The 22,929-nt window shown below is 60.5% G+C and carries 18 protein-coding genes; 15 read left to right on the forward strand and 3 right to left on the reverse strand.

The annotated features are described in order from the left end of the window. Positions 1 to 76 precede the first annotated feature (76 nt). The 3 genes from EJA71_RS10540 to phhA form a co-directional block, all read right to left on the reverse strand. Complete coding sequence (locus EJA71_RS10540) at positions 77 to 1,270, reverse strand: amino acid aminotransferase (RefSeq protein ID WP_158956624.1); 1,194 nt, start codon at positions 1,268 to 1,270, stop codon at positions 77 to 79. Beyond that, positions 1,270 to 1,626 carry a 4a-hydroxytetrahydrobiopterin dehydratase gene (locus EJA71_RS10545; RefSeq protein WP_003222798.1) on the reverse strand — a complete coding sequence of 119 codons (357 nt, stop codon included), beginning with the start codon at positions 1,624 to 1,626 and terminating at the stop codon, positions 1,270 to 1,272. Before EJA71_RS10545 ends, EJA71_RS10540 begins: the two co-directional genes overlap by 1 nt. Before the next feature lie 69 nt (positions 1,627 to 1,695). Further along, positions 1,696 to 2,487, reverse strand: coding sequence for a phenylalanine 4-monooxygenase (gene phhA / locus EJA71_RS10550; RefSeq protein WP_007965510.1), 792 nt, complete (start codon positions 2,485 to 2,487; stop codon positions 1,696 to 1,698). Positions 2,488 to 2,878: 391 nt separating this feature from the next. Between phhA and EJA71_RS10555 the strand changes: the two genes are divergently transcribed. The 15 genes from EJA71_RS10555 to EJA71_RS10625 all read left to right on the forward strand — a co-directional run bounded on the left by EJA71_RS10555 (position 2,879) and on the right by EJA71_RS10625 (position 22,908). Continuing rightward, a complete protein-coding gene (locus tag EJA71_RS10555; RefSeq protein WP_158956626.1) occupies positions 2,879 to 4,444 on the forward strand; it encodes a sigma-54-dependent transcriptional regulator in 1,566 nt (521 codons plus the stop codon). A gap of 309 nt (positions 4,445 to 4,753) precedes the next feature. Next, the gene (locus EJA71_RS10560; protein ID WP_158956628.1) at positions 4,754 to 5,494 is read left to right on the forward strand and encodes a flagellar basal body rod protein FlgF; all 741 of its coding nucleotides are present in this window, start codon (positions 4,754 to 4,756) and stop codon (positions 5,492 to 5,494) included. Between the two features lie 45 nt (positions 5,495 to 5,539). Further along, a complete protein-coding gene (gene flgG / locus EJA71_RS10565; RefSeq protein WP_003222804.1) occupies positions 5,540 to 6,325 on the forward strand; it encodes a flagellar basal-body rod protein FlgG in 786 nt (261 codons plus the stop codon). 52 nt (positions 6,326 to 6,377) lie between these two features. Next, positions 6,378 to 7,073, forward strand: coding sequence for a flagellar basal body L-ring protein FlgH (flgH, locus tag EJA71_RS10570; RefSeq protein ID WP_122593339.1), 696 nt, complete (start codon positions 6,378 to 6,380; stop codon positions 7,071 to 7,073). A 27-nt stretch (positions 7,074 to 7,100) separates the two neighbouring features. Continuing rightward, complete coding sequence (locus tag EJA71_RS10575; RefSeq protein WP_163005196.1) at positions 7,101 to 8,189, forward strand: flagellar basal body P-ring protein FlgI; 1,089 nt, start codon at positions 7,101 to 7,103, stop codon at positions 8,187 to 8,189. An 11-nt stretch (positions 8,190 to 8,200) separates the two neighbouring features. Continuing rightward, a complete protein-coding gene (gene flgJ / locus EJA71_RS10580) occupies positions 8,201 to 9,505 on the forward strand; it encodes a flagellar assembly peptidoglycan hydrolase FlgJ (RefSeq protein WP_158956630.1) in 1,305 nt (434 codons plus the stop codon). 24 nt (positions 9,506 to 9,529) lie between these two features. Beyond that, positions 9,530 to 11,575 carry a flagellar hook-associated protein FlgK gene (flgK, locus tag EJA71_RS10585; protein WP_158956632.1) on the forward strand — a complete coding sequence of 682 codons (2,046 nt, stop codon included), beginning with the start codon at positions 9,530 to 9,532 and terminating at the stop codon, positions 11,573 to 11,575. A 13-nt stretch (positions 11,576 to 11,588) separates the two neighbouring features. Beyond that, positions 11,589 to 13,157 carry a flagellar hook-associated protein 3 gene (locus EJA71_RS10590; RefSeq protein ID WP_158956634.1) on the forward strand — a complete coding sequence of 523 codons (1,569 nt, stop codon included), beginning with the start codon at positions 11,589 to 11,591 and terminating at the stop codon, positions 13,155 to 13,157. 115 nt (positions 13,158 to 13,272) lie between these two features. After that, positions 13,273 to 16,875, forward strand: a complete 3,603-nt coding sequence (locus tag EJA71_RS10595) for a glycosyltransferase (protein ID WP_158956636.1) — start codon at positions 13,273 to 13,275, stop codon at positions 16,873 to 16,875. 229 nt (positions 16,876 to 17,104) lie between these two features. After that, positions 17,105 to 18,154 carry a calcium-binding protein gene (locus tag EJA71_RS10600; RefSeq protein ID WP_158956638.1) on the forward strand — a complete coding sequence of 350 codons (1,050 nt, stop codon included), beginning with the start codon at positions 17,105 to 17,107 and terminating at the stop codon, positions 18,152 to 18,154. 282 nt (positions 18,155 to 18,436) lie between these two features. Next, positions 18,437 to 19,210, forward strand: a complete 774-nt coding sequence (rfbF, locus tag EJA71_RS10605) for a glucose-1-phosphate cytidylyltransferase (RefSeq protein WP_034153269.1) — start codon at positions 18,437 to 18,439, stop codon at positions 19,208 to 19,210. Beyond that, positions 19,192 to 20,274 carry a CDP-glucose 4,6-dehydratase gene (rfbG, locus tag EJA71_RS10610; RefSeq protein ID WP_158956640.1) on the forward strand — a complete coding sequence of 361 codons (1,083 nt, stop codon included), beginning with the start codon at positions 19,192 to 19,194 and terminating at the stop codon, positions 20,272 to 20,274. The genes rfbF and rfbG overlap by 19 nt, the downstream gene beginning before the upstream one ends. Then, on the forward strand, positions 20,271 to 20,831 hold the full coding sequence (locus EJA71_RS10615) for a dTDP-4-dehydrorhamnose 3,5-epimerase family protein (protein ID WP_158956642.1): 561 nt from the start codon (positions 20,271 to 20,273) through the stop codon (positions 20,829 to 20,831). The genes rfbG and EJA71_RS10615 overlap by 4 nt, the downstream gene beginning before the upstream one ends. Then, positions 20,828 to 22,054 (forward strand): class I SAM-dependent methyltransferase, encoded by a 1,227-nt coding sequence (locus EJA71_RS10620; RefSeq protein WP_158956644.1) that lies wholly within the window; start codon positions 20,828 to 20,830, stop codon positions 22,052 to 22,054. Before EJA71_RS10615 ends, EJA71_RS10620 begins: the two co-directional genes overlap by 4 nt. Then, positions 22,051 to 22,908 (forward strand): NAD(P)-dependent oxidoreductase, encoded by an 858-nt coding sequence (locus tag EJA71_RS10625; protein WP_158956646.1) that lies wholly within the window; start codon positions 22,051 to 22,053, stop codon positions 22,906 to 22,908. The genes EJA71_RS10620 and EJA71_RS10625 overlap by 4 nt, the downstream gene beginning before the upstream one ends. Positions 22,909 to 22,929: the final 21 nt, after the last annotated feature.

Below are 22,929 nucleotides of genomic sequence, written 5' to 3' on the forward strand. Positions count from 1 at the left end.
CTGCGATCTTTTGATCCTGCTTTAGAAACAAGATCAAAAGATCGCAGCCTTCGGCAGCTCCTACGGGGTTGCGGTATTACTTGCAGACGCTGGCGATGGCTTCGGCCAGCAGCGCAAGCCGCGTGGCGTCGATGCCGGCAACATTGGCCCGGCCCGAGCTGACCATGTACACGCTGTGATGCTCGCGCAGTTGTTTCACTTGCTCCGGCGACAGGCCGGTGTAAGAGAACATGCCGCGCTGCACACCGATATGCGCAAAACGCTCGCGCAAACCGTGCGGCTCCAGCGCTTCGACCAGGCCGCTGCGCAGTTGCGCAATACGCAAACGCATGGCTTCCACTTCATCGGCCCAGCGCGCTTTCAGCTCCGGGTCGGCGAGGATGGTCGCGACCACTGCCGCGCCGTGATCCGGTGGCGTCGACCACAGGTTGCGGGCGATGTTGGCCAGTTGGCTGCGGATGTCGATGAGCTTGTCGGCAGTTTTCGCGCAGACGATCAGCGCACCGGTGCGGTCGCGGTACAGACCAAAGTTCTTCGAGCAGGAGCTGGTGATCAGCAACTCTGGCACTTCATTCGCGAACAACCGGGTCGACCACGCATCCTGCTCCAGACCATCGCCAAAGCCCTGGTAGGCAAAGTCGATCAGCGGCAGCAGATTGCGGGCGTGCACCACGTCGAGCACGCGCTGCCAGTCGTCGTGGTTCAAGTCGAAGCCGGTCGGGTTGTGGCAGCACGCGTGCAGCAACACCACATCACCTTTCGGCACTTCGTTGAGCACGGCGAGCATGGCGTCGACGTCGAGGCGGTTGTCGCTGCCGACGTACGGGTAGTGACTGACCTTGACCCCGGCCGCGGCGAAAATGGTTTCGTGGATCGGCCAGGTCGGGTTGCTCAGCCACACGCCTTTGCCCGGCAGGCATTGGGCGATGAAGTCGGCGGCCAGACGCAGGGCACCGGTGCCGCCTGGCGTCTGGGTGGCGCCGGCACGTTGTTCTGCGATCAGTTTCGAGTCAGCGCCGAGCACCAACTCGTTAATGACCTTGCCGAACAATGGGTTGCCGTGGCCACCGATGTAAGTCTTGGTGTCCTGACTTTCGACGAGGCGCGCTTCGGCGATTTTCACCGCTTCCGGGATCGGCGTCAGGCTTTGGGCGTCCTTGTAGACGCCAACGCCCAGGTCGAATTTGCGCGGGTTGCTGTCCTGCGCATACGCCTCCATCAAGCCGAGGATCGGGTCGCCGGGGACCCGGCCGATGGCGTCGAAGTGCATTACTTGCGTCCTTCTGCAGTCTTGGCCACTTCGTCAGTGCGCGCGGCCATGATGAAGTCGTTGCGGTGCAGGCCTTTGATCGAGTGGCTCCACCAGGTCACGGTGACTTTGCCCCACTCGGTCAGCAGGCCCGGGTGGTGACCTTCGGCCTCGGAGATTTCGCCGACGGCGTTGGTAAACGCCAGTGCGTGCTTGAAGTTCTTGAACAGGAAAACTTTCTCCAGCTGCATGATGCTGTCGCGGACTTCGATGTTCCAGTCAGGGATCTGCTTGATCAGGATCGGCAGTTCTTCGTCGCTGACTTGTGGCGCATCGGCGCGGCAGGCTTCGCAGTGGGCTTGGTTCAAAGTGGACATGGTCGGTTCCTGAATTCGATTCTTGTTGGAAATTACTATCTTTGCGCGCAAGTCGCGAGCGGGTTCTGCTCAGGCCGCTTTCGGCTTTGGCGGAAATTTCGGTGCGTGCAGACCCAGCTGCATGCCTTGGCGAACCATGGCCATGATGTCTTCATGAGCCACGTCGAACAGACGCTTGAGGTTCGGCAGGACGAAGTACAGCGGTTGCAGAATGTCGATGCGGTACGGTGTGCGCATCGCTTCGAGCGGGTCGAAAGCCTGATGCTCGGGCTCGTCCGACAGCGAATAAACAGTCTCTTTGGGCGAAGACAGAATGCCGCCGCCGTAGATGCGTTTGCCTTGCGGGGTGTCGACCAGACCGAACTCGATGGTCATCCAGTACAGGCGCGCCAGGTACACGCGCTCTTCCTTGGTCGCTTGCAGGCCGAGCTTGCCGTAGGTGTGGGTGAATTCGGCGAACCACGGGTTGGTCAGCAGCGGGCAGTGGCCAAAGATCTCGTGGAAAATATCCGGCTCTTGCAGGTAGTCCAGCTCTTCCCGGGTGCGGATAAAGGTTGCGACGGGAAACTGCTTGCTGGCGAGCAATTCAAAAAAGGTCTGGAAGGGAATCAGCGCCGGCACGCGGGCGACCTGCCAACCGGTGGTCTCGCCGAGCACCTTGTTGATCTCGCCGAGTTGCGGAATGCGGTCGTGGGGCAGACCGAGTTTCTCGATACCGTCCAGATACTCCTGGCAGGCACGCCCTTCGATCACTTTCAACTGGCGAGTGATCAGCGTGTTCCACACCGCGTGTTCTTCGGCGGGGTAGTCGATAAAACCTTGCGCATCGGGCTCGCGGGCCACGTATTGCGTCTGCTTCATACTGCTCTCCTGCTAGGGGAATTCGTTCTTGTTATGTCCAGCGATGAACTCAGAATCACCCGAGACTGTGGTGGTGTGCAGGGGTGTGAAGGAGGTGTGCGTAGGAATTTTCTGGGGATTTCGTAAAGTAATCGTTACGCTTTCGGCGGTATCTCGCATTTGCGGTCATTGGCGGGATTGAAAAGGTTGACTACTGTCACATAATCTTGACAACTATCTGCGCGCCTCGACAGAAAGTCGCGTCCGCGTGCACCGCAATCCCTGTGGGAGCGAGCTTGCTCGCGAAAGCGTCGGCCACACTCAATGTTCATGTGTCAGACAAACCGCCTTCGCGAGCAAGCTCGCTCCCACATTGGATGTGTTCAATTTCCAATTTGCCGGACCCTTTTTTATGCGCATCAAAGTCCACTGCCAAAACCGCATCGGCATCCTGCGCGACATTCTCAATCTGCTTGTGGAATACGGGATCAACGTCGCGCGCGGCGAAGTCGGTGGCGAGCATGGCAATGCGATCTACCTGCACTGCCCGAACCTGATCAACATTCAGTTCCAGGCGCTGCGGCCGAAGTTCGAGGCGATTGCCGGGGTCTTCGGCGTCAAGCGGGTAGGGCTGATGCCGAGCGAGCGTCGGCACATGGAATTGAACGCCTTGCTCGGTGCACTGGAGTTTCCGGTGTTGTCGATCGACATGGGCGGCTCGATTGTCGCGGCCAACCGCGCGGCGGCGCAGCTGCTCGGCGTGCGGGTCGACGAGGTGCCGGGGATTCCGTTGTCGCGCTACGCCGAAGATTTCGACTTGCCGGAACTGGTGCGCGCCAACAAGTCGCGGATCAACGGCATGCGCGTCAAGGTCAAGGGTGACGTCTTTCTTGCCGACATCGCGCCGCTGCAATCGGAGCACGATGACAGCGAAGCCATGGCCGGCGCCGTGCTGACATTGCATCGCGCCGACCGCGTCGGCGAGCGCATCTACAACGTGCGCAAGCAGGAGTTGCGCGGCTTCGACAGCATTTTCCAGAGTTCGAAAGTCATGGCTGCCGTGGTGCGCGAAGCGCGGCGGATGGCACCACTCGACGCACCGCTATTGATAGAAGGCGAAACCGGCACCGGCAAGGAATTGCTGGCGCGCGCCTGTCACCTCGCCAGTCCGCGCGGCCAATCGCCGTTGATGGCGCTCAATTGCGCAGGGCTGCCGGAATCGATGGCTGAAACTGAGCTGTTCGGCTACGGCCCCGGCGCGTTTGAAGGTGCGCGCGCCGAAGGCAAGCTCGGGCTGCTGGAGCTGACCGCCGGTGGCACGTTGTTCCTTGATGGCGTCGGTGAAATGAGCCCGCGCTTGCAGGTGAAACTGTTGCGCTTTCTGCAGGACGGTTGCTTCCGTCGGGTCGGCAGTGATGAAGAGGTTTATCTGGACGTGCGGGTGATCTGCGCGACCCAGGTGGATCTGTCCGAGCTGTGCGCGCGCGGTGAGTTTCGTCAGGATTTGTATCACCGCTTGAACGTGCTGTCCCTGCACATTCCGCCACTGCGCGAATGCCTCGACGGTTTGACGCCGCTGGTTGAGCACTTCCTCGATCAGGCCAGTCGGCAGATCGGTTGTTCGCTGCCAAAACTGGCGCCGGCGGCGATGGAGCGGCTCAGTCATTACCACTGGCCGGGCAACGTGCGGCAACTGGAGAACGTGCTGTTCCAGGCCGTGTCGCTGTGTGATGGCGGCACGGTGAAGGCCGAACATATTCGCCTGCCGGATTACGGCGTGCGTCAGCCGCTTGGCGATTTTTCTCTGGAAGGTGGGCTGGACGAGATCGTCGGGCGCTTTGAGAAGGCGGTGCTGGAGCGCTTGTATTCCGAACACCCGAGCAGTCGGCAGTTGGGCAAGCGGTTGGGGGTTTCGCACACCACCATTGCCAACAAACTGCGTGAATATGAAGTCGGCAAAGACCCGGGCAGCACGTGATCGTTCCCACGCTCTGCGTGGGAATGCAGCCCGGGACGCTCCGCGTCCCAGAGCGGACGCAGAGCGTCCATTGAGGCATTCCCACGCGGAGCGTGGGAACGATCATTACGATCATTCGCCGGGATTGCCGCCAAGCGGCATAACACCGCCGGTTTTTCGACTTCGATACATTTCCAATTCCCCCGCAACATCCCCCAAGTCCTTTGTTTACCGGGCCCCGCGCCGCCAGAAAAAAGTTGGTCTGCAAATTGCTTATGGCTCAGCAGTACAGCGGTGGGCGGCAAACGTCCGGCATGCAGAGGAAAGAGTGTGGACAAGTACCTTTATGTGGCAATGACCGGCGCCAGCCAGAACGCACTGGCGCAAAAGGCGCATGCCAACAACCTGGCGAACATCTCCACCAACGGTTTTCAGCGCGACCTGGAGCAGGCGCGTTCGATGCCGGTGTTCGGTGACGTGTTTCCGGCGCGTGCGTTTGCCATGAGCGAACGGCCTGCCACCGACTTCACCCCAGGCTCGCTGGTGCAGACCGGTCGTGACCTCGACGTCGCCGTGACCGGCAACGGCTATATCGCCGTGCAGAACCCTAGCGGCGGTGAAAGCTACGTGCGCACCGGCAGCCTCAATGTCGACGCCCTCGGCGTGCTGCGTGCCGGCAACGGCATGGCCGTGATGGGCAATGGCGGGCCGATTGCCGTGCCGCCAGAGCAACAGGTCGAAGTCGGCGAAGACGGCACCATCAGTATTCGTGCGATGGGCGAAGGCCCGCGCGTCATGGCGGAAGTCGACCGGATCAAACTGGTCAACCCGGACATCAAGAACATGAACAAGGGCCTCGACGGCTCGATCTACACCAAGGACGGCCAGCCTGCGCAGGCCGACGCCAACGTCAAACTGGTGTCGGGTTTCCTTGAGTCGAGCAACGTCAATGCCGTGGAAGAAATGACGTCGGTGCTGGCCCTGGCCAAGCAGTTCGAATTGCACGTCAAGATGATGAACACCGCCAAAGACGACGACCAGGCCATGGCTCGGGTCTTGCAGATCAGCTAATTATCAGAACGTCGCGCCGTAAAACAGGCGCACGAGGAGAATCGAATGCTTCCGGCTCTATGGGTTGCCAAAACCGGTCTGTCCGCCCAGGACACCAACCTGACCACCATTTCCAACAACCTGGCGAACGTATCGACCACGGGTTTCAAACGTGACCGCGCCGAGTTCCAGGACCTGCTGTATCAGATCAAGCGTCAGCCTGGCGCCCAGTCGACTCAGGACAGCGAACTGCCGTCGGGTCTGCAACTGGGTACCGGTGTGCGCATCGTCGGCACGCAGAAAAACTTCACCGCCGGCAGCCTGCAAACCACCGAGCAGCCGCTGGACATGGCCATCGACGGTCGCGGTTTCTTCCAGATCCTGCAGCCGGACGGCACCACGTCTTACACCCGTGACGGTACCTTCCACCTCGACTCCAATGGCCAGATCGTCAACGCCAGCGGTTTCGCGCTGGAGCCGGCCATCGTTATCCCGAACAACGCGCAGAGCTTCACCGTCGGCACCGATGGCACCGTGTCCATCACCGTGCCGGGCAACCCTGCCGCGCAGGTGATCGGTAACCTGCAAACCGCCGACTTCATCAACCCGGCCGGTCTGCAAGCGGTGGGCAACAACCTGTTCCTGGAAACCGCTGCTTCCGGCGCGCCGCAAATCGGCACCCCGGGCCTGAACGGTTTCGGCACCACGCTGCAGAACACCCTGGAAGGTTCCAACGTCAGCACCGTTGAAGAGATGGTCAACATGATCACCACTCAGCGCGCTTATGAGATGAACTCCAAGGTGATCTCCACCGCCGACCAGATGCTCTCGTTCGTAACGCAGAATCTGTAATCAAGTCTATGTGGCAGCCATGAGGCTGCCTGCAACACCGTGAGGTAGGGTCATGAAACGCTTTGTATCTGTTCTGGCATTGGGTGGGGTCGTCTCGCTCGCGGGCTGCGTCGCACCGACGCCCAAGCCTAATGACCCTTACTACGCTCCGGTGTTGCCGCGCACGCCGTTGCCGTCGGCGGCCAATAACGGCTCGATCTATCAGGCCGGTTTCGAACAGAACCTGTACAGCGACCGCAAGGCGTTCCGGGTCGGTGACATCATCACCATCACCCTGAACGAGCGCACCCAGGCAAGCAAGAACGCCAACTCGCAAATGGACAAGAACAGCGATAACAAGATCGGCCTGACGTCGTTATTCGGTTCCAGTCTGACGACGAACAACCCGATCGGCAGCAATGACCTGAGCCTGAACGCCGGCTACAGCGCCGACCGTTCGACCAAGGGCGACGCCAAGTCGGGGCAGAGCAACAGCCTGACCGGTTCGATCACCGTGACCGTCGCTGACGTGCTGCCCAACGGCATCATCGCCGTGCGCGGCGAGAAGTGGCTAACGCTGAACACCGGTGACGAACTGGTTCGCATCGCCGGCCTGGTGCGCGCCGATGACATCGCCACGGACAACACCGTGTCGTCGACCCGGGTCGCCGATGCACGCATCACCTACTCGGGTACCGGCGCGTTTGCCGATACGAGTCAGCCAGGCTGGTTCGACCGTTTCTTCCTCAGCCCGCTGTTCCCTTTCTAGGTGGCTACGTTGAACTTCAAGAGCCTCATGCTCGCTGCGGCGATGATGTCCGCAGCTTTTGGTGCCCACGCCGAGCGGCTGAAAGACATCGCCAGCATCTCCGGCGTGCGTTCCAACCAGTTGATCGGTTACGGCCTGGTGGTCGGGCTTAATGGCACCGGTGACCAGACGACGCAAACCCCGTTCACCCTGCAGACCTTCAACAACATGCTGTCGCAGTTCGGCATCAAAGTGCCGCCGGGCTCGGGCAACGTGCAGCTGAAGAACGTCGCAGCGGTGTCGATCAGTGCCGACTTGCCGGCGTTTGCCAAACCGGGTCAGCAGGTCGATATCACTGTTTCCTCGATCGGTAACTCCAAGAGCCTGCGCGGCGGCACACTGTTGCTGACCCCGCTCAAGGGTATCGACGGCAACGTCTACGCCATCGCTCAGGGCAACCTGGTGGTCGGCGGTTTTGACGCCGAAGGTCGCGACGGTTCGAAGATCACCGTCAACGTTCCGTCGGCCGGTCGCATCCCCGGCGGTGCGTCGGTGGAGCGTTCGGTGCCGAGCGGTTTCAACCAGGGCAACAGCCTGACGCTGAACCTGAATCGCTCCGACTTCACCACGGCCAAGCGCATCGTCGACAAGATCAACGACATGCTCGGCCCTGGCGTCGCCCAAGCCATCGACGGCGGCTCGATCCGTGTCACCGCGCCGCTCGATCCGAGCCAGCGCGTTGACTACTTGTCGATCCTCGAAAACCTCGAAGTTGATCCGGGTCAGGCGGTGGCGAAAGTCATCATCAACTCGCGAACCGGCACTATCGTCATCGGCCAGAACGTCAAGGTTTCGCCGGCCGCCGTGACCCACGGCAGCCTGACCGTGACCATCACCGAAGACCCGATTGTCAGCCAGCCAGGCCCGTTGTCCAACGGCCAGACCGCTGTGGTGCCTCGCTCGCGCGTCAATGCCGAGCAGGAAGCCAAACCGATGTTCAAGTTCGGCCCGGGCACCACCCTCGACGAGATCGTGCGTGCGGTGAACCAGGTCGGCGCGGCGCCAGGTGACTTGATGGCGATCCTCGAAGCACTGAAGCAGGCCGGCGCGTTGCAAGCCGACCTGATCGTGATCTGAGGACGGCAGACATGGATATGCGCAAAGGCAGTCTGGTCGACACCGGGGATTCGGGTTCGTACTCCGACCTCAATCGTCTGAATCAGCTCAAGGTCGGCGACAAGAACAGTGATGCGAATATGCGCAAGGTTGCGCAGGAATTCGAGTCGCTGTTCATCGGGGAAATGCTCAAGTCGATGCGCTCGGCCACTGAGACCCTCGGTCAGGACAACCCGCTCAACACGCCGGCCGCCAAGCAGTATCAGGAAATGGCTGACCAGCAGATGGCCGTTTCGATGTCCCGCGAGGGCGGTGGTATCGGCCTGGCTGACGTGCTGTTGCGCCAGATGCAGAAGAACAAACCGATGGCCCCGGGTGAGGCTGCTGCCGCATCCGCCGCCAAGCAGGAAGAAGCCCGGGCGAAAGCCGCTGCCGTGGCCACTCCGATTGCCGCCGGCACCACCGCCACCAATGGCCCGTTGTCGCGAGTCAATGGCGAGCGTCCGCTGTGGGCGTCGCGTTCGGATCGTGTGTCGAACAGCGCCGACGTTTCCCACAGCAATGACATGGCGATGATCAACAAGCGTCGCTTGGCTCTGCCGCCGAAACTGGCTGATCGTCTGCTCGCCGGTTTGGTGCCGTCGGCCACGACAAACGCGACGCCTGCCGCGAATACCTTGTTGCCGCGCGCCACGACTGCCGTCGCGACTGGCTCTGGTCCGCTGTACAACGGTGACTGGCTGGCCCGCGCCGAGAACGAAAAAGCGGCCGGCGGACAGATGCAGGTTTACGGCCGAGCCATGGCACAAATTCCGTTGGCGCCGGCGAAGAAAGCCTTCAGTTCTGCCGACGAATTCGTCAACACCATGCTGCCGATGGCCAAGGAAGCCGCCGACCGTATCGGCGTCGATCCACGGTATCTGGTGGCTCAGGCAGCACTGGAAACCGGTTGGGGCAAATCGGTCATGCGCGCCCAGGATGGCAGCAGCAGTCACAACCTGTTCGGCATCAAGGCGAGCAGCAACTGGAAGGGCGATTCGGCCCGGGCGATCACCAGCGAGTTCCGCGATGGGCAGATGGTCAAGGAGACGGCCGAGTTCCGCTCCTACGCCTCGTACAAGGACAGCTTCCACGATCTGGTGACTTTGCTGCAGAGCAATAATCGCTATCAAGATGTGCTGAAGTCTGCCGATAACCCAGAACAGTTTGTGCGTGAGTTGCAGAAGGCCGGTTACGCCACCGACCCGAACTACGCGACAAAGATTTCGCAGATAGCCAAGCAGATGAACAGTTTCCAAAACTACGCTGCGGCGGGTGTATCCACCACGCCTTTATAAGGCACAAGGTATAAGGTCTGAACCATGAGTTTGCTCAATATCGGGATGTCGGGACTGTCGGCCAGTCAGTCCTCTTTGGCTACGACAGGCAACAACATTGCCAACGTCGACACCGCCGGTTATTCGCGTCAGCAAACCGTGCAGGGCACCAAGTCCTCGCAGCAGTTCGGCACCGTCTTCATCGGCACGGGCACCACCCTGGCCGACGTGCGTCGGGTCTACAACTCGTACCTGGAAACCCAGTTGCACACCGCGACGTCGCTCGATAGCGAGTCGGCCTCGTTCCTGGCACAAGCCACGCCGCTGGACTCGATGCTGTCGGACACCAACACCGGCCTGACCGGCGTGCTGCAAAAATTCTTCACCTCGATGCAGGGTGTTTCGACCTCGGCGACCGATGACACTTCCCGTCAATCGGTACTGACCGGCGCGCAGGCATTGACCAATCGTTTCAACACCATCGCCAAGCAGCTCAACGACCAGAACACCACCATCAACGGCAGCCTCGCCGACATGGCGGCTCAGGTGAACAAGCTGGCCACTTCGATCGCCAACCTGAACCAGAAGATCGGCGAGATCTCCACCAGTGGTGGCGCGCCGAACGATCTGCTCGATTCGCGTAACGAAGCCGTGCGCCAATTGTCCGAGCTGACCGGTGCGCAGGTTGTCGAGCGTGGCACCAGCTTCGACATCTACGTCGGCAGCGGCCAGCCGCTGGTGATCGGCAACACCACCAACACCCTGAGCACCGTGCCGATGAAGGATGACCCTTCGCGCATGGGCATTCAGATGGATCGCGGTTCGAGCACCATCGACATCACCTCGGTGATCAGCGGTGGCGAAATCGGCGGCCTGCTGACCTATCGCAAGGAAGTCCTCGACCCTTCGCTCAACGAGCTGGGCCGCGTGGCCTTGGTGGTCGCTGACCAGATCAACAGCCAGCAAGCCCAGGGCATCGACAAGAACGGTGACTTCGGCGCGGCGATTTTCAACAACATCAACAGTGCCGCCCTGATCAGTCAGCGCAGCATCGCGGCGGCTGGCAACAGCACCGGTTCGGGCAACCTTGATGTCACTATCAAGGACTCTGGCAAGCTGACCACCAGCGATTATCAGGTCACCTTCACCAGCGCCACCGACTACACCGTCAAGCGTTCCGACGGCACCGACCTGGGTGCGTTCAGCACCACCACCAACCCGCCTCCGGTGATCGACGGCTTCAGCCTCGCCCTCAATGGTGGTGCGTTGAGCGCCGGTGACAGCTTCAAGATCACCCCGACCCGTGGCGCGGCCGCGAGCATCCAGACGGTCCTCACCGACCCGAAGAAAATCGCTGCGGCAGGTCCATTGACCGGCACGGCCAGCGCTGCCGGCCTGGGGACTTACACTCAGCCGACGCTGAGCGACACGATCAATATCTACAGCTCGACGGCCCAGGCTGACATGCAGGCGGCGCTGAAGAATTCGACGCCGGTCAAACTGGTGTTCGGTGCAGCCAGCGGCGGCAGCCAGTCGTACAACCTGGTCGATGCCAAGGGCGCGACTATCGGCACCGGCACCATCGTGCCCGGCCAGTCGAACACGCTGAACCTGAAAGTCGGCATCGTCGATGCCAGCGGCAACCCAGTGATGGACACCACCGTCACGCCGAACGTGCAGAAGACCTTCACCGTACAGACCACGGTCGGCGGCACGCCGAAGTCCGGCGAAACCTTCACCATGAACCTCACCGGCGCGGCGTCTTCGGACAACCGAAACGCGCAAGCATTGGTCGGCCTGCAAACCAAGCAGACCGTCGACACCGGTTCGGCGAGCAAGGGCATCAGCCTGACCGACGCCTACAACAAACTGGTGACCAACGTCGGCACCAAGACTGCCCAAGGCAAGTCCGACAGCGCCGCCACGACAGCGATTCTGGATAACGCCAAGGGCGCCCGCGATTCGCTGTCCGGGGTCAACCTCGATGAAGAAACCGGCAACCTGGTCAAATATCAGCAGTACTACACAGCGTCTTCGCAGATCATCAAAGCTGCGCAGGAAACTTTCGCCACGCTGATCAACAGCCTTTAAGGAGTCGTAATTCATGCGCATTTCCACCGCCCAGTATTACGGCACGCAAGCGTCGGACTATCAGCGTAACTTCAACAAGGCCGTTGCCACCGCCAGCGAGGCGAGCAGCCTGCAGCGCATCACCAATGCGTCCGATGATCCGCTCGGCGCCGGGCGTTTGCTGCAGTTGGGTCAGCAGGCTGCGATGCTTGACCAGTACACCACCAATATCAGCACCACCAAAAGTGCGTTGACCGTTCAGGAATCCACGCTGGATGCGATCACCACGGCGTTGTCGCGTGCCAAGGAACTGTCCCTGGCCGCCAACAACGGCACGATCACCGACAAGGACCGCCAGGCTTACGCCTCGGAACTGGGCGAGATCCAGAAACAAGTGCTGGGCCTGATGAACTCCAAGGATGCCAACGGCAACTATCTGTTCTCCGGTTCAAAAACCGACACGGCCCCGTACTCGCAAAACGGCGACGGCACCTACACCTACAATGGTGATCAGACCACCATCAATCTGGGCATTGGCGATGGCCTGTCGGTCGGCACCAACACCACCGGTTGGGATGCATTCCAGCAGACCATCAACACCGCCCGCACCAACGTTACCCAGACTGCTCCAGCGGTGGATGACGGCCGTGTCGTGCTGTCCAACGGTACGATTGGCACTGAAGCGACCTACAACGCCAAGTTCACCAGTGGCCAGCCGTATACCGTCAGTTTCGTCAGCAGCACGCAGATGCAAATCACTGATGCGCTGGGTAATGACGTGACCGCTGAGGCGAGCAAGAACGGTGTGATCAGCAACACCAGTGGCGCCAACCAGAGCTTCAGCTTCCGTGGCGTCGACATGCAGCTGAACATCAACCTGAAAGCGGGTGACACCAACCCGGACGCAGTCATTGCCGGGCACAGCTTTCAATTGGCAGTGTCACCGGATACGTTCAACACCTCGCGTAACCCGGGCAATACGTCGACGGCGGTGATCACCGGTTCCAGCATCACCGATCAGGCGGCCTACAACGCGGCATTCCCACAGGGCGGGGCGGTCCTCAAATTCACCAGCGCCACTGCGTTTGACCTTTACGCGGCGCCGGTCACCGCAGACAGCAAGCCTGTATCCTCGGGCACTGTGGTCGGTGGCAATGCGACGGCAGCCGGCGTGACATTCGCCCTGGGCAACACTCCGGCCGCCGGCGATCAATTTTCGATTCAGCCGAACAACCACCAGACCCAGAACGTGCTCGACACCCTGGGCCAGATGATCAACGCGCTGAACACGCCAATCGATGGCGATCCGGTCGCCAAGCAAAAACTGCAGGGCGCCATGGAAGCCGGTATCGGCAACATCGATGCTGCGACCAACCAGATTGGCACCGCAGTCACATCGATCGGCGCCCGTGGCCAGTCGCTGGACATGCAAAGCGTTACCAACGACAGCCTGAGCACCGCCAACACCACGACGCAAGGCTCGATCCGCGATTCGGATCCGGCCGAAGTCATGACCCGCCTGACCTTGCAGCAAACCATGTTGCAGGCTGCGCAACTGGCGTTCAGCAAGATCAGCCAGCTGGGTCTGTTCAACAAGATCTGAAGGTGACGGGCGCGCAAGCGCCCGGAGCTTCGGCTCTTGAGTTTTCCAATATCTTTTTTCGCGGTTTCAGAGGGCTCGCAATTCCGGGCGGGTTCCCGCCGCTTGCGAGTCCGCCGTGAATTCACTTCCCCTCGTCAGCCTTGTCATTCCTGCCTTCAACCCGCGCTTCTTCGAGCGGGCATTGCGCAGCGCCGTCAGTCAGGGTTACGGCAATCTTGAAATCATTGTCTGCGATGACAGTCGTGGTGATGAAATTGAAGCCATTGTCGCAGCGTTGATCGAGCTGAGCGGGGTGGCGGTGCGTTACGTGCGCAACCCGCACACCTTGGGACTGGTCGGCAATCTGCAGGCCTGCCTGGATCAGGCTCAGGGCGAATTCATCAAGTTTTTGTGCGATGACGATCAGCTGTTTACCAGCTGCATCGAGCATCAGGCCAAAGTGCTCGCTGAACGTGACGAGGTCAACCTGGTGCTGGCCCAGCGTTTGTTCTGGGATGCTGACGACATGGTGCTGCCTTCACGGCTGGAAAACACGCCACTGTCTCCGATCAGTGGCCTGTTCAAGGGTGAGGATCTGCTGGCGCTCTTCGAGACGTTCCCGTCGAACCTCCTCGGTGGTTTCAGTAATGCCCTGTTCCGTCGCGCTGACGTTGTCGAGTTACTGCCGGCGCTGACTCAGCCGGAGCATCGTTTTGTCGCGAGCCTCGATTTCGCCTTGTTCGTGTGTTTGCTACGACGCGGCAACGCGGTGATCTCCAATCATGTGTTAAGTGTTGAACGTCTGTATCCGGATCGCCTGAGTGGCCAGCAAGTCATGAAGGATGCTTTGGTCGTCGAGCGGCAATGGCTGCTGCAAATGCTCAAGGCGCGCAGCGGAGAGTCGGCGCCAGCGAAAGGGTGGGCGCGTTATGTGCCATTGCCCAATGCGGATGAGTCCCCCCGGGTCTGGATAGAGCTGCCGCTGAGCCGAACGCTCGGTACCAAACAGAGCGCCCAGATCTGGCAAGTGGGTGCTGACAGCCAGAGCTTCTCCGAACTCTATGCGCAATGGCTGGCGTGCCGCAGGCTCAGCGACGTCCAGAGCAGATTGCTGCCGGACACTCTGGCAGGCTGGTCGTACACGCCGCGAATCGTGCCCATCGTGCTGGATGAGCAGGGCAGTCCTGCGGCGCTGGAGCGCACGCTGGAAAGTCTTGCCGCACAGGTCTATCCACCTGAGTTGACGCTGGTGTTGTCCAGCGATTGCACTGAGCCGGTATTGAATGGGCGTGTGTTCCATTTGCCGTTGCAGGACGATTATCTGCAACAGATCAACCAGCTGCTGCCGCAACTGGATGGCGCTGACTGGTTTTATCTGCTGCGCGCGGGTGATCGTCTGGTGCCTCCGGCCCTGCTGATGTTGGCCGAACGCATCGCCTTCAACAGCGCCTTGCATTGTCTGTACAGCGATGAAGGCAGCTTGCGTGCGGGGGAGTCGGTGGAGCCGGCATTCAAGCCCGACTTCAACCTGGATCTGATGCGCTCCTACCCTTATGTCGGTCGCGCGCTGGCGTTCCGGCGCGAGACTTTTCTGACACTCGGCGGCTTCGATTCGACCTTCACTGAGCTCGCGCCTCACGACATGCTCTGGCGAATGGTTGAAGAGCAGGGCACTCAGGTGGTTGGGCATCTGGCCGAGATTGCCATCGAGTCGTCCTTCGACCTGGCGCAGTGGTTGTCGCTGCCCGCCGTGACGGAACACAACGCGCGCTTGCTGTCGGCGCATCTGGATCGTATGGGGATCGCCCACGGTCTGCGACGCGGCAGCGTCGAGTTGCTCAATCGAGTCGATTACCGGCATGCCCATCGGCCGTTGGTCTCCATCATCATTTCCACGCGCGACCAGATTGCGGCGTTGCAACGCTGCGTCGAAAGCCTGCTGGAAAAAACCGCGTACAGCGAGTACGAGCTGTTGCTGGTCGACAACGGCAGCGAGACCGCCGAGGCCCGTGCCTGGCTGGACGGTATGGCGCAATTGGGCAGTGAACGCGTACGCGTGCTGTCCTACCCGCAACAGGGTAACCTCGCCGCACTGCGCAACTTTGCCGTAGGTCAGGCGAGGGGCGAATACGTTTTGCTGCTCAACCCCTACACCGTGATCACTCAGGGTGACTGGCTCGACGAGTTGCTCAATCACGCCCAGCGTCCGGAAGTCGGCATTGTCGGTGCCAAGCTCTTCAATCCTGATGGCTATGTGTTGCATGCGGGGCTGGTGCTGGGTTTGCAGGGGCCGGCCGGCCTGCCGTTCTATGGTCAGGCCATGCAGTCGTCCGGCTACATGTTCCGCTTACAGGTGGTTCAGGATCTGAGCGCCGTCGGCGCCGATTGCCTGATGGTGCGCAAGTCGGTGTTCGATGCGGTTGACGGCCTGGATGAGCAGAGTCTGCCGCGTATGTTGCATGAAGTGGACCTGGCGCTACGCGTAGCCCAGCAGGGTTATCTCGTGGTGTGGACTCCCTATGCGGTGCTGGCGCTGGGCGCGCAGCCAGTCGAGGAGGTCATCAACGAAGAAGGGGTCTCGCATAATCAGCAGGAAGAAACGTTCTTCAAGCGCTGGCTGCCGGTCATTGCCCGCGACCCTGCCTACAATCACAATCTTTCGCTGCAAAAGCACACCGGTTCGAGCTTCACGCTCGAGCCAGGGCTGCGCACCGGCTGGAGTCCTTTCAGCAATAGCACCATGCCGAAGATTCTCGGGTTGCCGCTCAACGCCTCCGCGATCGGTCACTATCGTGTCACGCAACCGCTGATCGAGCTCGAAGCGGCAGGGCGGGTGCAGGGGCAGATCCGCTACAGCGTGAACCTGCCACCGATTGTTGAAATCGAGCGTCTGTCACCTGATGTAATCGTTCTGCAAGGGCGTTACACCGTGTCGTCGGTCAACGAAATGCCGGTGCTGTGCAGCTACTTCAATGCCCGCAGCATCTATGAGCTTGACGACTACGTCATTGATGTTCCCCATCGCAATGCGCATATCCGCAACATGCCGGACAAGTATGAAATGGAGCGTATTGTTCGCCGTGCGATCGGCATGTGCGACCGCGTCGTGGTCTCGACTCAGCCATTGGCCAACGCCTTGTCGGACATGCATCACGACATCCGTGTCGTGCCGAACATGTTGGCGAAGGAGTTCTGGAGCAACCTGCGCGGCCAGCGCCGGACCTCGAAAAAGCCGCGAGTCGGTTGGGGCGGCGGCACCAGTCACCATGGTGACCTGGCGGTGATCGCTGATGTCGTGCGCGAGCTGGCGGATGAAGTCGACTGGGTATTTTTTGGCATGTGCCCGGACGACCTGCGCCCTTACATGCATGAGTTCCACGGCGTCATCGCCCTCGACGCGTACCCGGCAAAACTGGCCAGCCTCAATCTTGATCTGGCTCTGGCGCCGCTGGAATTCCACATTTTCAACGACTGCAAAAGCAACCTGCGTCTGCTTGAGTACGGTGCCTGCGGTTTCCCGGTAATCTGCACCGACACTGAGGCCTATCGCGGCTACCTGCCGTGTACGCGGGTCAAGACCAACTCCACGGAAGAATGGCTGCAGGCAATTCGCATGCACCTGGCCGATCCGGACGCCAGCTATCGCATGGGCGACGAGTTGCGTGAGGTCGTGCTGCGCGACTACATCTTGCGCGGCGATAACCTGCGTTACTGGGAACATGGCTGGCTGGCGGATTGATCGATCAGCTCCGGCTACCTAAAAAACAGGCGACTTATGCAGTCACCTGTTTTTTTTTGCGTCGTGTATTCGTCTTTGTATCAACCCCAATACATTTTTTTGCAGCGGCTCAAGTTGCGATCCTTTCCTGTCGATATCAACACATTCGTAGTTTTTTATCGTTCGCCGCGATAACGTCATCACTAGCGGTTCGGGCCTCGACGACATCTTCTACGGTGGCGCCGCCGCTATGGGCGTTGACGGTGGCACCGGTCAGGACCTGATCAGTTACGAGTTTTCGGACGCTGGGATCACCCTCGACCTGATCAGCAATATCAACTCTGGAGAAGCCGCGGGCGACACTTTCGCCAGCATCGAATTCTTTCAGGGCAGCCACTTCGATGACACGTTGTCAGGTTCTCGACTCGCTGATGTTTTCATCGGAGGCTTGGGTGCGGATGTAATCGATGGTCGCGAGGGACAAGATACGGCGATGTACATCACCAGCACCAGCGGGGTGACCATCAACCTGTTGACCAATATCAACGAGGGTGGCGATGCGCAAGGCGATGTATTACGCAATATCGAGCGTGTCGTGGGCAGTCACCTCAATGACAGCCTGACCGGCGATGCTGGCATCAACTACCTGGAAGGTGGATTGGGGGATGACATCATCTACGGTGGTGACGGCAACGATTACCTCTACGGCGGACTGGTTTCCTCGATCGGGCCGTTCTCCCTCGACGGACAGGTCAACGGGCCGCAGGCCGACACAATGTATGGCGGCAAAGGCAACGACACCATTTTCACGGCAAGCAATGATGTAGGAAGCCGCGTGTATGGCGAGGCCGGTGGCGATGTCATCACCGTGGTTCACGGCATGGCAGACGGTGGCGAGGATGGTGACCTGCTGACCGGTACAGGCTTGGGCTTTGTATTGTTTGGCGGGGCGGGGAAAGATCAACTGGTGTTGAAGTCCAGCGGTTTTGCCAACGGTGGCGAGGATGACGACCTTTACACAATCGGCACCCCGGGGCTTGTGACCATCCAGGATGACGGCGCGAGCCGCGAGGACAAACTCGTGCTGTCGTATATCAGCAGTTCAGAACTGTTGATTGATCGTGTCGGTGATGATCTTTATCTGCATCGCTCGAGTTTCGCACCGGGCACGACGCCGCAGGAAGGTGTGCAGCTCAAGGGCTGGTTCGCCGGCTTCGATACCATTGAGCAAATTCAAACGGCGAACGGGCAAATCATCAACCTGCCAGCCAATAGCGATGCGTTTGCCATGTTTGGTTGATCGCTGAATCGAACACTGTCGATCCTGCAACGGGATTGAAGGTGTAGTCATGGAGGGCGAACCTGATAATTCTCATCATATTTGCCCTTTTTTTTACCTTGCAGCCCGGTCTTCACGGGACTCATCGAGCTGGCGCGTTTCCTGCAAGTCCCCGGTAAATCGCCATAAAACGAGCGCTCGCGGTCATCCCACCGGCGCCCGGAGCGGTAAAAGGTTGAGCCAGATGGCCCGCACAGCTCAAGAAAGCTCTGCGCAGCCCGGTGACGTACGAGAGGGGAGACGATGAAGGCAGTTATTTTGGCGGGTGGCCTCGGCACGCGCATCAGTGAAGAGTCGCACCTCAAGCCCAAACCGATGATCGAGATCGGCGGCAAGCCAATTCTCTGGCACATCATGAAGCAGTATTCCGCCCACGGAATCCACGACTTCGTGATCTGCCTTGGCTACAAGGGTTACGCGATCAAGGACTTCTTCGCCAACTACTTCCTGCACACCTCCGACGTCACCTTCAACATGCGTGAAAACCGCATGGACGTGCACCAGAACTACAGCGAACCGTGGAGCGTCACGCTCATCGACACCGGCGAGGAAACCATGACCGGTGGCCGTCTGCTGCGTGCCGGCCGTTACCTCAAGGATGAAGAGGCGTTCTGCTTCACCTACGGCGACGGCGTGTCCGATCTGAACATTCGTCAGTTGGTCGATTACCACAAGGCGCACGGCCGTCTTGCGACCGTGACGGCCGTGCAACCGCCGGGACGCTACGGTGCCCTTGAGCGCCAGGGCGATCAGGTCCTCGGTTTCACCGAAAAACCCCGTGGTGATGGTGGCTGGATCAATGGCGGTTTCTTCGTGCTGTCGCCGAAAGTGCTGCCGTACATTGCTGGCGATGAAACCACGTGGGAAGCCGAGCCATTGGCGCGTCTGGCCCAGGATGAGCAGCTCAAGGCTTTCGAACACGATGGTTTCTGGCAACCCATGGACACCCTGCGCGACAAGAACCACCTCGAAGCGCTGTGGCAGAGCGGGGAGGCCCCATGGAAGCAATGGGCCTGAGTGCGGATTTCTGGCGCGGCAAACGCGTTCTCATCACCGGTCACACCGGTTTCAAGGGCAGTTGGCTGACCCTGTGGCTGCAAAGCCTCGGCGCGCAAGTCAGCGGTTTTTCCCTCGATCCGTCGACCGAGCCGAGCCTGTTCGAACTGGCCCGCGTGCACGAAGGCATCAACGATCAGCGCGGTGATCTGCGTGATCTCGGCGCCTTGCTGGAAATCATCGCCGACACCGAGCCGGAGATCGTTTTGCACCTGGCCGCGCAGCCGTTGGTGCGCGAAGGCTATCGCGATCCGCTCGGCACTTATTCCAGCAACGTCATGGGCACGCTGAACCTGCTTGAAGCGATTCGTCAGGTCGGTTGCGTGCGCGCCTGCGTGCTGGTCACCACCGACAAGGTTTACGCCAACAAGGAATGGCTGTGGCCGTACCGCGAAGACGAAGCCCTCGGTGGCCACGATCCTTACAGCAGCAGCAAGGCCTGCTGTGAACTGCTCGCGCAGTCTTATGCCGCGTCATTCTTCTCGGCGGACAAGTACGCCGAACACGGTCTGGCCCTGGCCACGGCGCGTGCCGGCAATGTCTTGGGCGGCGGTGATTTTGCCCCTGAGCGACTGATCCCCGACGTACTGAAAGCGTGGACGGCAGACGAGCCAGTGACCCTGCGTTACCCGCAAGCCGTGCGCCCGTGGCAGCACGCGCTGGAGCCGCTGGCCGGTTACCTGCAACTGGCCGTCGGCCTCTACGAAGAAGGCCCGGAATACGCCGGGGCGTGGAACTTCGGCCCGGGCGAGGCGGACATGTGCAGCGTCGGCGAAGTGGTCGAATTGCTCGCCAGCCGCTGGCCGCAGGCGCGTGGTTTGCGCATTGAAAAAAGCGAACTGCACGAAGCCGGCCTGTTGCGTCTGGACAGCAGCCGCGCGCGCCAACTGCTTGGCTGGCAACCGCGCTGGACCCTGCAGCAATGCCTGGCCCAGACCCTCGACTGGCACCTGGCCTGGCAGAACGGCGATGACATGCGCGCCGTCACCCTCGGTCAATTGGACCTGTACCGAGGCGTGCTGTGAGCGAATTTTCCCTGAAGGCTATGCCGCTGGCCGGATTGTTCAGCGTCCAGCACAAACGTTTTGAAGACCAGCGCGGGCACTTCGCCCGGCTGTTCTGCGAAGGCAGCCTGAGTGCGTTCGGCAGCGAATTCCATATCCGCCAGATCAACCATTCCTGCACTCGCGAGAAGGGCAGTGTGCGCGGTCTGCATTATCAGAACGCCAAAGCGCCGGAAGCCAAACTGATCACCTGTCTGCGCGGAGAAGTGTGGGACGTGGTGGTGGATTTGCGTCCGGATTCGGAAACCTTTTTGCACTGGCATGCCGAACACCTGAAGGCCGGCGATGGCCGCAGCCTGTTGATCCCGGCCGGGTTCGCCCACGGTTTCCAGACCCTCACCGAAGACGCCGAATTGCTCTACCTGCACAGCGCCGATTACGCGCCGGAGCACGAGGGCGGTTTGTCGGTGAACGATCCACGGCTGGCGATCGCCTGGCCGTTGCCTGTCAATAATTTGTCAGCGCGGGATTCCAGCCATCCCGCGCTTGATCAACACTTTGCTGGAGTGCGTCTATGAACTGCCGTGGGTGCGCCGCACCGCTGAGCCTGCCGCTGATTGACCTCGGCACCTCGCCACCGTCCAACGCCTACGTCCACGCCGATCGCCTCGAACAGGCTGAGCAATGGGTGCCGCTCAAGGTCGCCGTATGTCAGCAATGCTGGCTGGTCCAGACCGAGGATTACACCAGCGCCGACAGCCTGTTTGACGCCGAGTATGCCTATTTCAGTTCGTTCTCCAGCACCTGGCTGGCTCACGCCGAGCGCTATGTTGCCGAGATGGTTGAGCGCTTTGGCCTGACTGCCGAAAGCCGCGTAGTCGAGGTCGCTGCCAACGATGGTTACCTGTTGCAATACGTCGCCGGTCGCGGCATCCCGTGCCTGGGCGTCGAGCCGACCCGTAGCACTGCGCAAGCGGCTCGCGAGAAAGGCTTGGAAATCCGCGAACTGTTCTTCGGTCGCGACACCGCCGCACAGCTGAACAGCGAAGGTTGGGGCGCTGATCTGATGGCGGCCAACAACGTGCTCGCCCATGTGCCGGACATCAACGATTTCCTCGGCGGTTTCGCCGCGCTGCTCAAGCCGAGCGGCGTGGCCACGTTTGAATTTCCGCAATTGCTGACGCTGATGGCTGGCGCGCAGTTCGACACGCTGTATCACGAGCACTACTCCTACCTGTCGCTGACCGCCGTGCAGACGCTGTGCGAGCGCAATGATCTGGAAGTCTTCGACGTCAGCCAGTTGACCACCCACGGCGGTTCGTTACGCGTGTTCGTCCAGCGCAAGGACGGCGAGCGTCGCCCGGTTCAGTCAGCGGTGCAGCAACAGTTGCAAGCCGAACTGGATGCCGGGGTGAAAACCGCCGAGTACTACGCAACCCTTGCGCCCGCCGCTGAACGCATCAAGCACGAACTGCTGCGCTTCCTGTTGCAGGCCAAGGCTGACGGCAAACGTGTGGTCGGCTATGGCGCAGCAGCCAAGGGCAACACCTTGCTCAACTACGCCGGGGTCAAACCCGACCTGTTGGCATGGGTGGCTGATGCCAACCCGCACAAGCAGGGCAAGTTCCTGCCGGGCAGCCGCATTCCGATTGTTGCGCCGGCGCAGATCGAACTCGAAAAACCGGATTACGTGCTGGTTTTGCCGTGGAACCTGCTGCACGAAGTCAGTCAGCAACTGGCGCAAGTGCGTCAGTGGGACGGCCGCTTCGTGATCGCCGTGCCTGAGTTGAAAGTGCTGTGAAGGTTCTGGTCACTGGCGCTACCGGTTTTGTTGGCCGGCATCTGGTTGCCGCCTTGCTGGCGCGTGGCTGCGAAGTCCGCGCGGTGGCGCGCAATGCGCAAACCGCGCAAGGCATGCCGTGGATCAACGACGTCGACTTCGTCAGCGCCGATGTTCACGCGCCTGATCTGGATGTCGCAGCACTGGTAAAAGACATCGATACGCTGGCGCATCTGGCTTGGCCGGGCTTGCCGAACTATCGGGCGCTGTTCCATTTCGAACACAACCTGATGGCCGATTACCGCTTTATCAAAAGCGCGGTTGAGGCGGGCGTGCAGCAGGTGCTGGTCACCGGCACCTGTTTTGAATACGGCATGCAAAGCGGCCCGCTCAGCGAAAGCACTGAGCCACAGCCGAGCAATCCTTACGGTCTGGCCAAGCACACCTTGCACCTGTTTTTGCAAAACCTGCAGCAGGAACAACCGTTCACCTTGCAGTGGGCGCGCCTGTTTTATCTGCATGGCGAAGGGCAGAACCCCAACAGTTTGCTGGCGGCGCTGGACCGTGCAATCGATGCCGGTGAGTCCACGTTCAACATGTCGGCCGGCGAGCAGTTGCGTGATTTTCTGGCCATCGAAACGGCTGCCGAGAACCTCGCCGCGATCGTGCAAAAACGCGACTTCAACGGCGTGATCAATTGCGCCAGCGGCCAGCCGATTTCAGTCAGGGCACTGGTCGAACAACGCCTGCGCGAGCGCGGCGCTTCGATCGATTTGAATCTGGGGCATTACCCCTACCCGACGCACGAGCCCTTGGCGTTCTGGGCAGTGGTCGACCGATTACAACAGTTACTCGAGGCGCAGCGCACCCACTGATGCACCTCCAGGCGTGACTAT

The sequence above is a fragment of the Pseudomonas sp. PB106 genome, from assembly GCF_009764645.1.
GTDB lineage: Bacteria > Pseudomonadota > Gammaproteobacteria > Pseudomonadales > Pseudomonadaceae > Aquipseudomonas.

What these genes read in the sequence shown, in the direction of transcription:
- EJA71_RS10620 (WP_158956644.1), top strand. Translation starts at nt 20,828, where the DNA reads ATGAACTGCCGTGGGTGCGCCGCACCGCTGAGCCTGCCGCTGATTGAC.
- EJA71_RS10555 (WP_158956626.1), top strand. Translation starts at nt 2,879, where the DNA reads ATGCGCATCAAAGTCCACTGCCAAAACCGCATCGGCATCCTGCGCGAC.
- flgG (WP_003222804.1), top strand. Translation starts at nt 5,540, where the DNA reads ATGCTTCCGGCTCTATGGGTTGCCAAAACCGGTCTGTCCGCCCAGGAC.
- EJA71_RS10545 (WP_003222798.1), bottom strand. Translation starts at nt 1,626, where the DNA reads ATGTCCACTTTGAACCAAGCCCACTGCGAAGCCTGCCGCGCCGATGCG.
- flgH (WP_122593339.1), top strand. Translation starts at nt 6,378, where the DNA reads ATGAAACGCTTTGTATCTGTTCTGGCATTGGGTGGGGTCGTCTCGCTC.
- EJA71_RS10575 (WP_163005196.1), top strand. Translation starts at nt 7,101, where the DNA reads ATGCTCGCTGCGGCGATGATGTCCGCAGCTTTTGGTGCCCACGCCGAG.
- EJA71_RS10590 (WP_158956634.1), top strand. Translation starts at nt 11,589, where the DNA reads ATGCGCATTTCCACCGCCCAGTATTACGGCACGCAAGCGTCGGACTAT.
- rfbG (WP_158956640.1), top strand. Translation starts at nt 19,192, where the DNA reads ATGGAAGCAATGGGCCTGAGTGCGGATTTCTGGCGCGGCAAACGCGTT.
- phhA (WP_007965510.1), bottom strand. Translation starts at nt 2,487, where the DNA reads ATGAAGCAGACGCAATACGTGGCCCGCGAGCCCGATGCGCAAGGTTTT.
- rfbF (WP_034153269.1), top strand. Translation starts at nt 18,437, where the DNA reads ATGAAGGCAGTTATTTTGGCGGGTGGCCTCGGCACGCGCATCAGTGAA.
- flgK (WP_158956632.1), top strand. Translation starts at nt 9,530, where the DNA reads ATGAGTTTGCTCAATATCGGGATGTCGGGACTGTCGGCCAGTCAGTCC.
- EJA71_RS10540 (WP_158956624.1), bottom strand. Translation starts at nt 1,270, where the DNA reads ATGCACTTCGACGCCATCGGCCGGGTCCCCGGCGACCCGATCCTCGGC.
- flgJ (WP_158956630.1), top strand. Translation starts at nt 8,201, where the DNA reads ATGGATATGCGCAAAGGCAGTCTGGTCGACACCGGGGATTCGGGTTCG.
- EJA71_RS10600 (WP_158956638.1), top strand. Translation starts at nt 17,105, where the DNA reads ATGGGCGTTGACGGTGGCACCGGTCAGGACCTGATCAGTTACGAGTTT.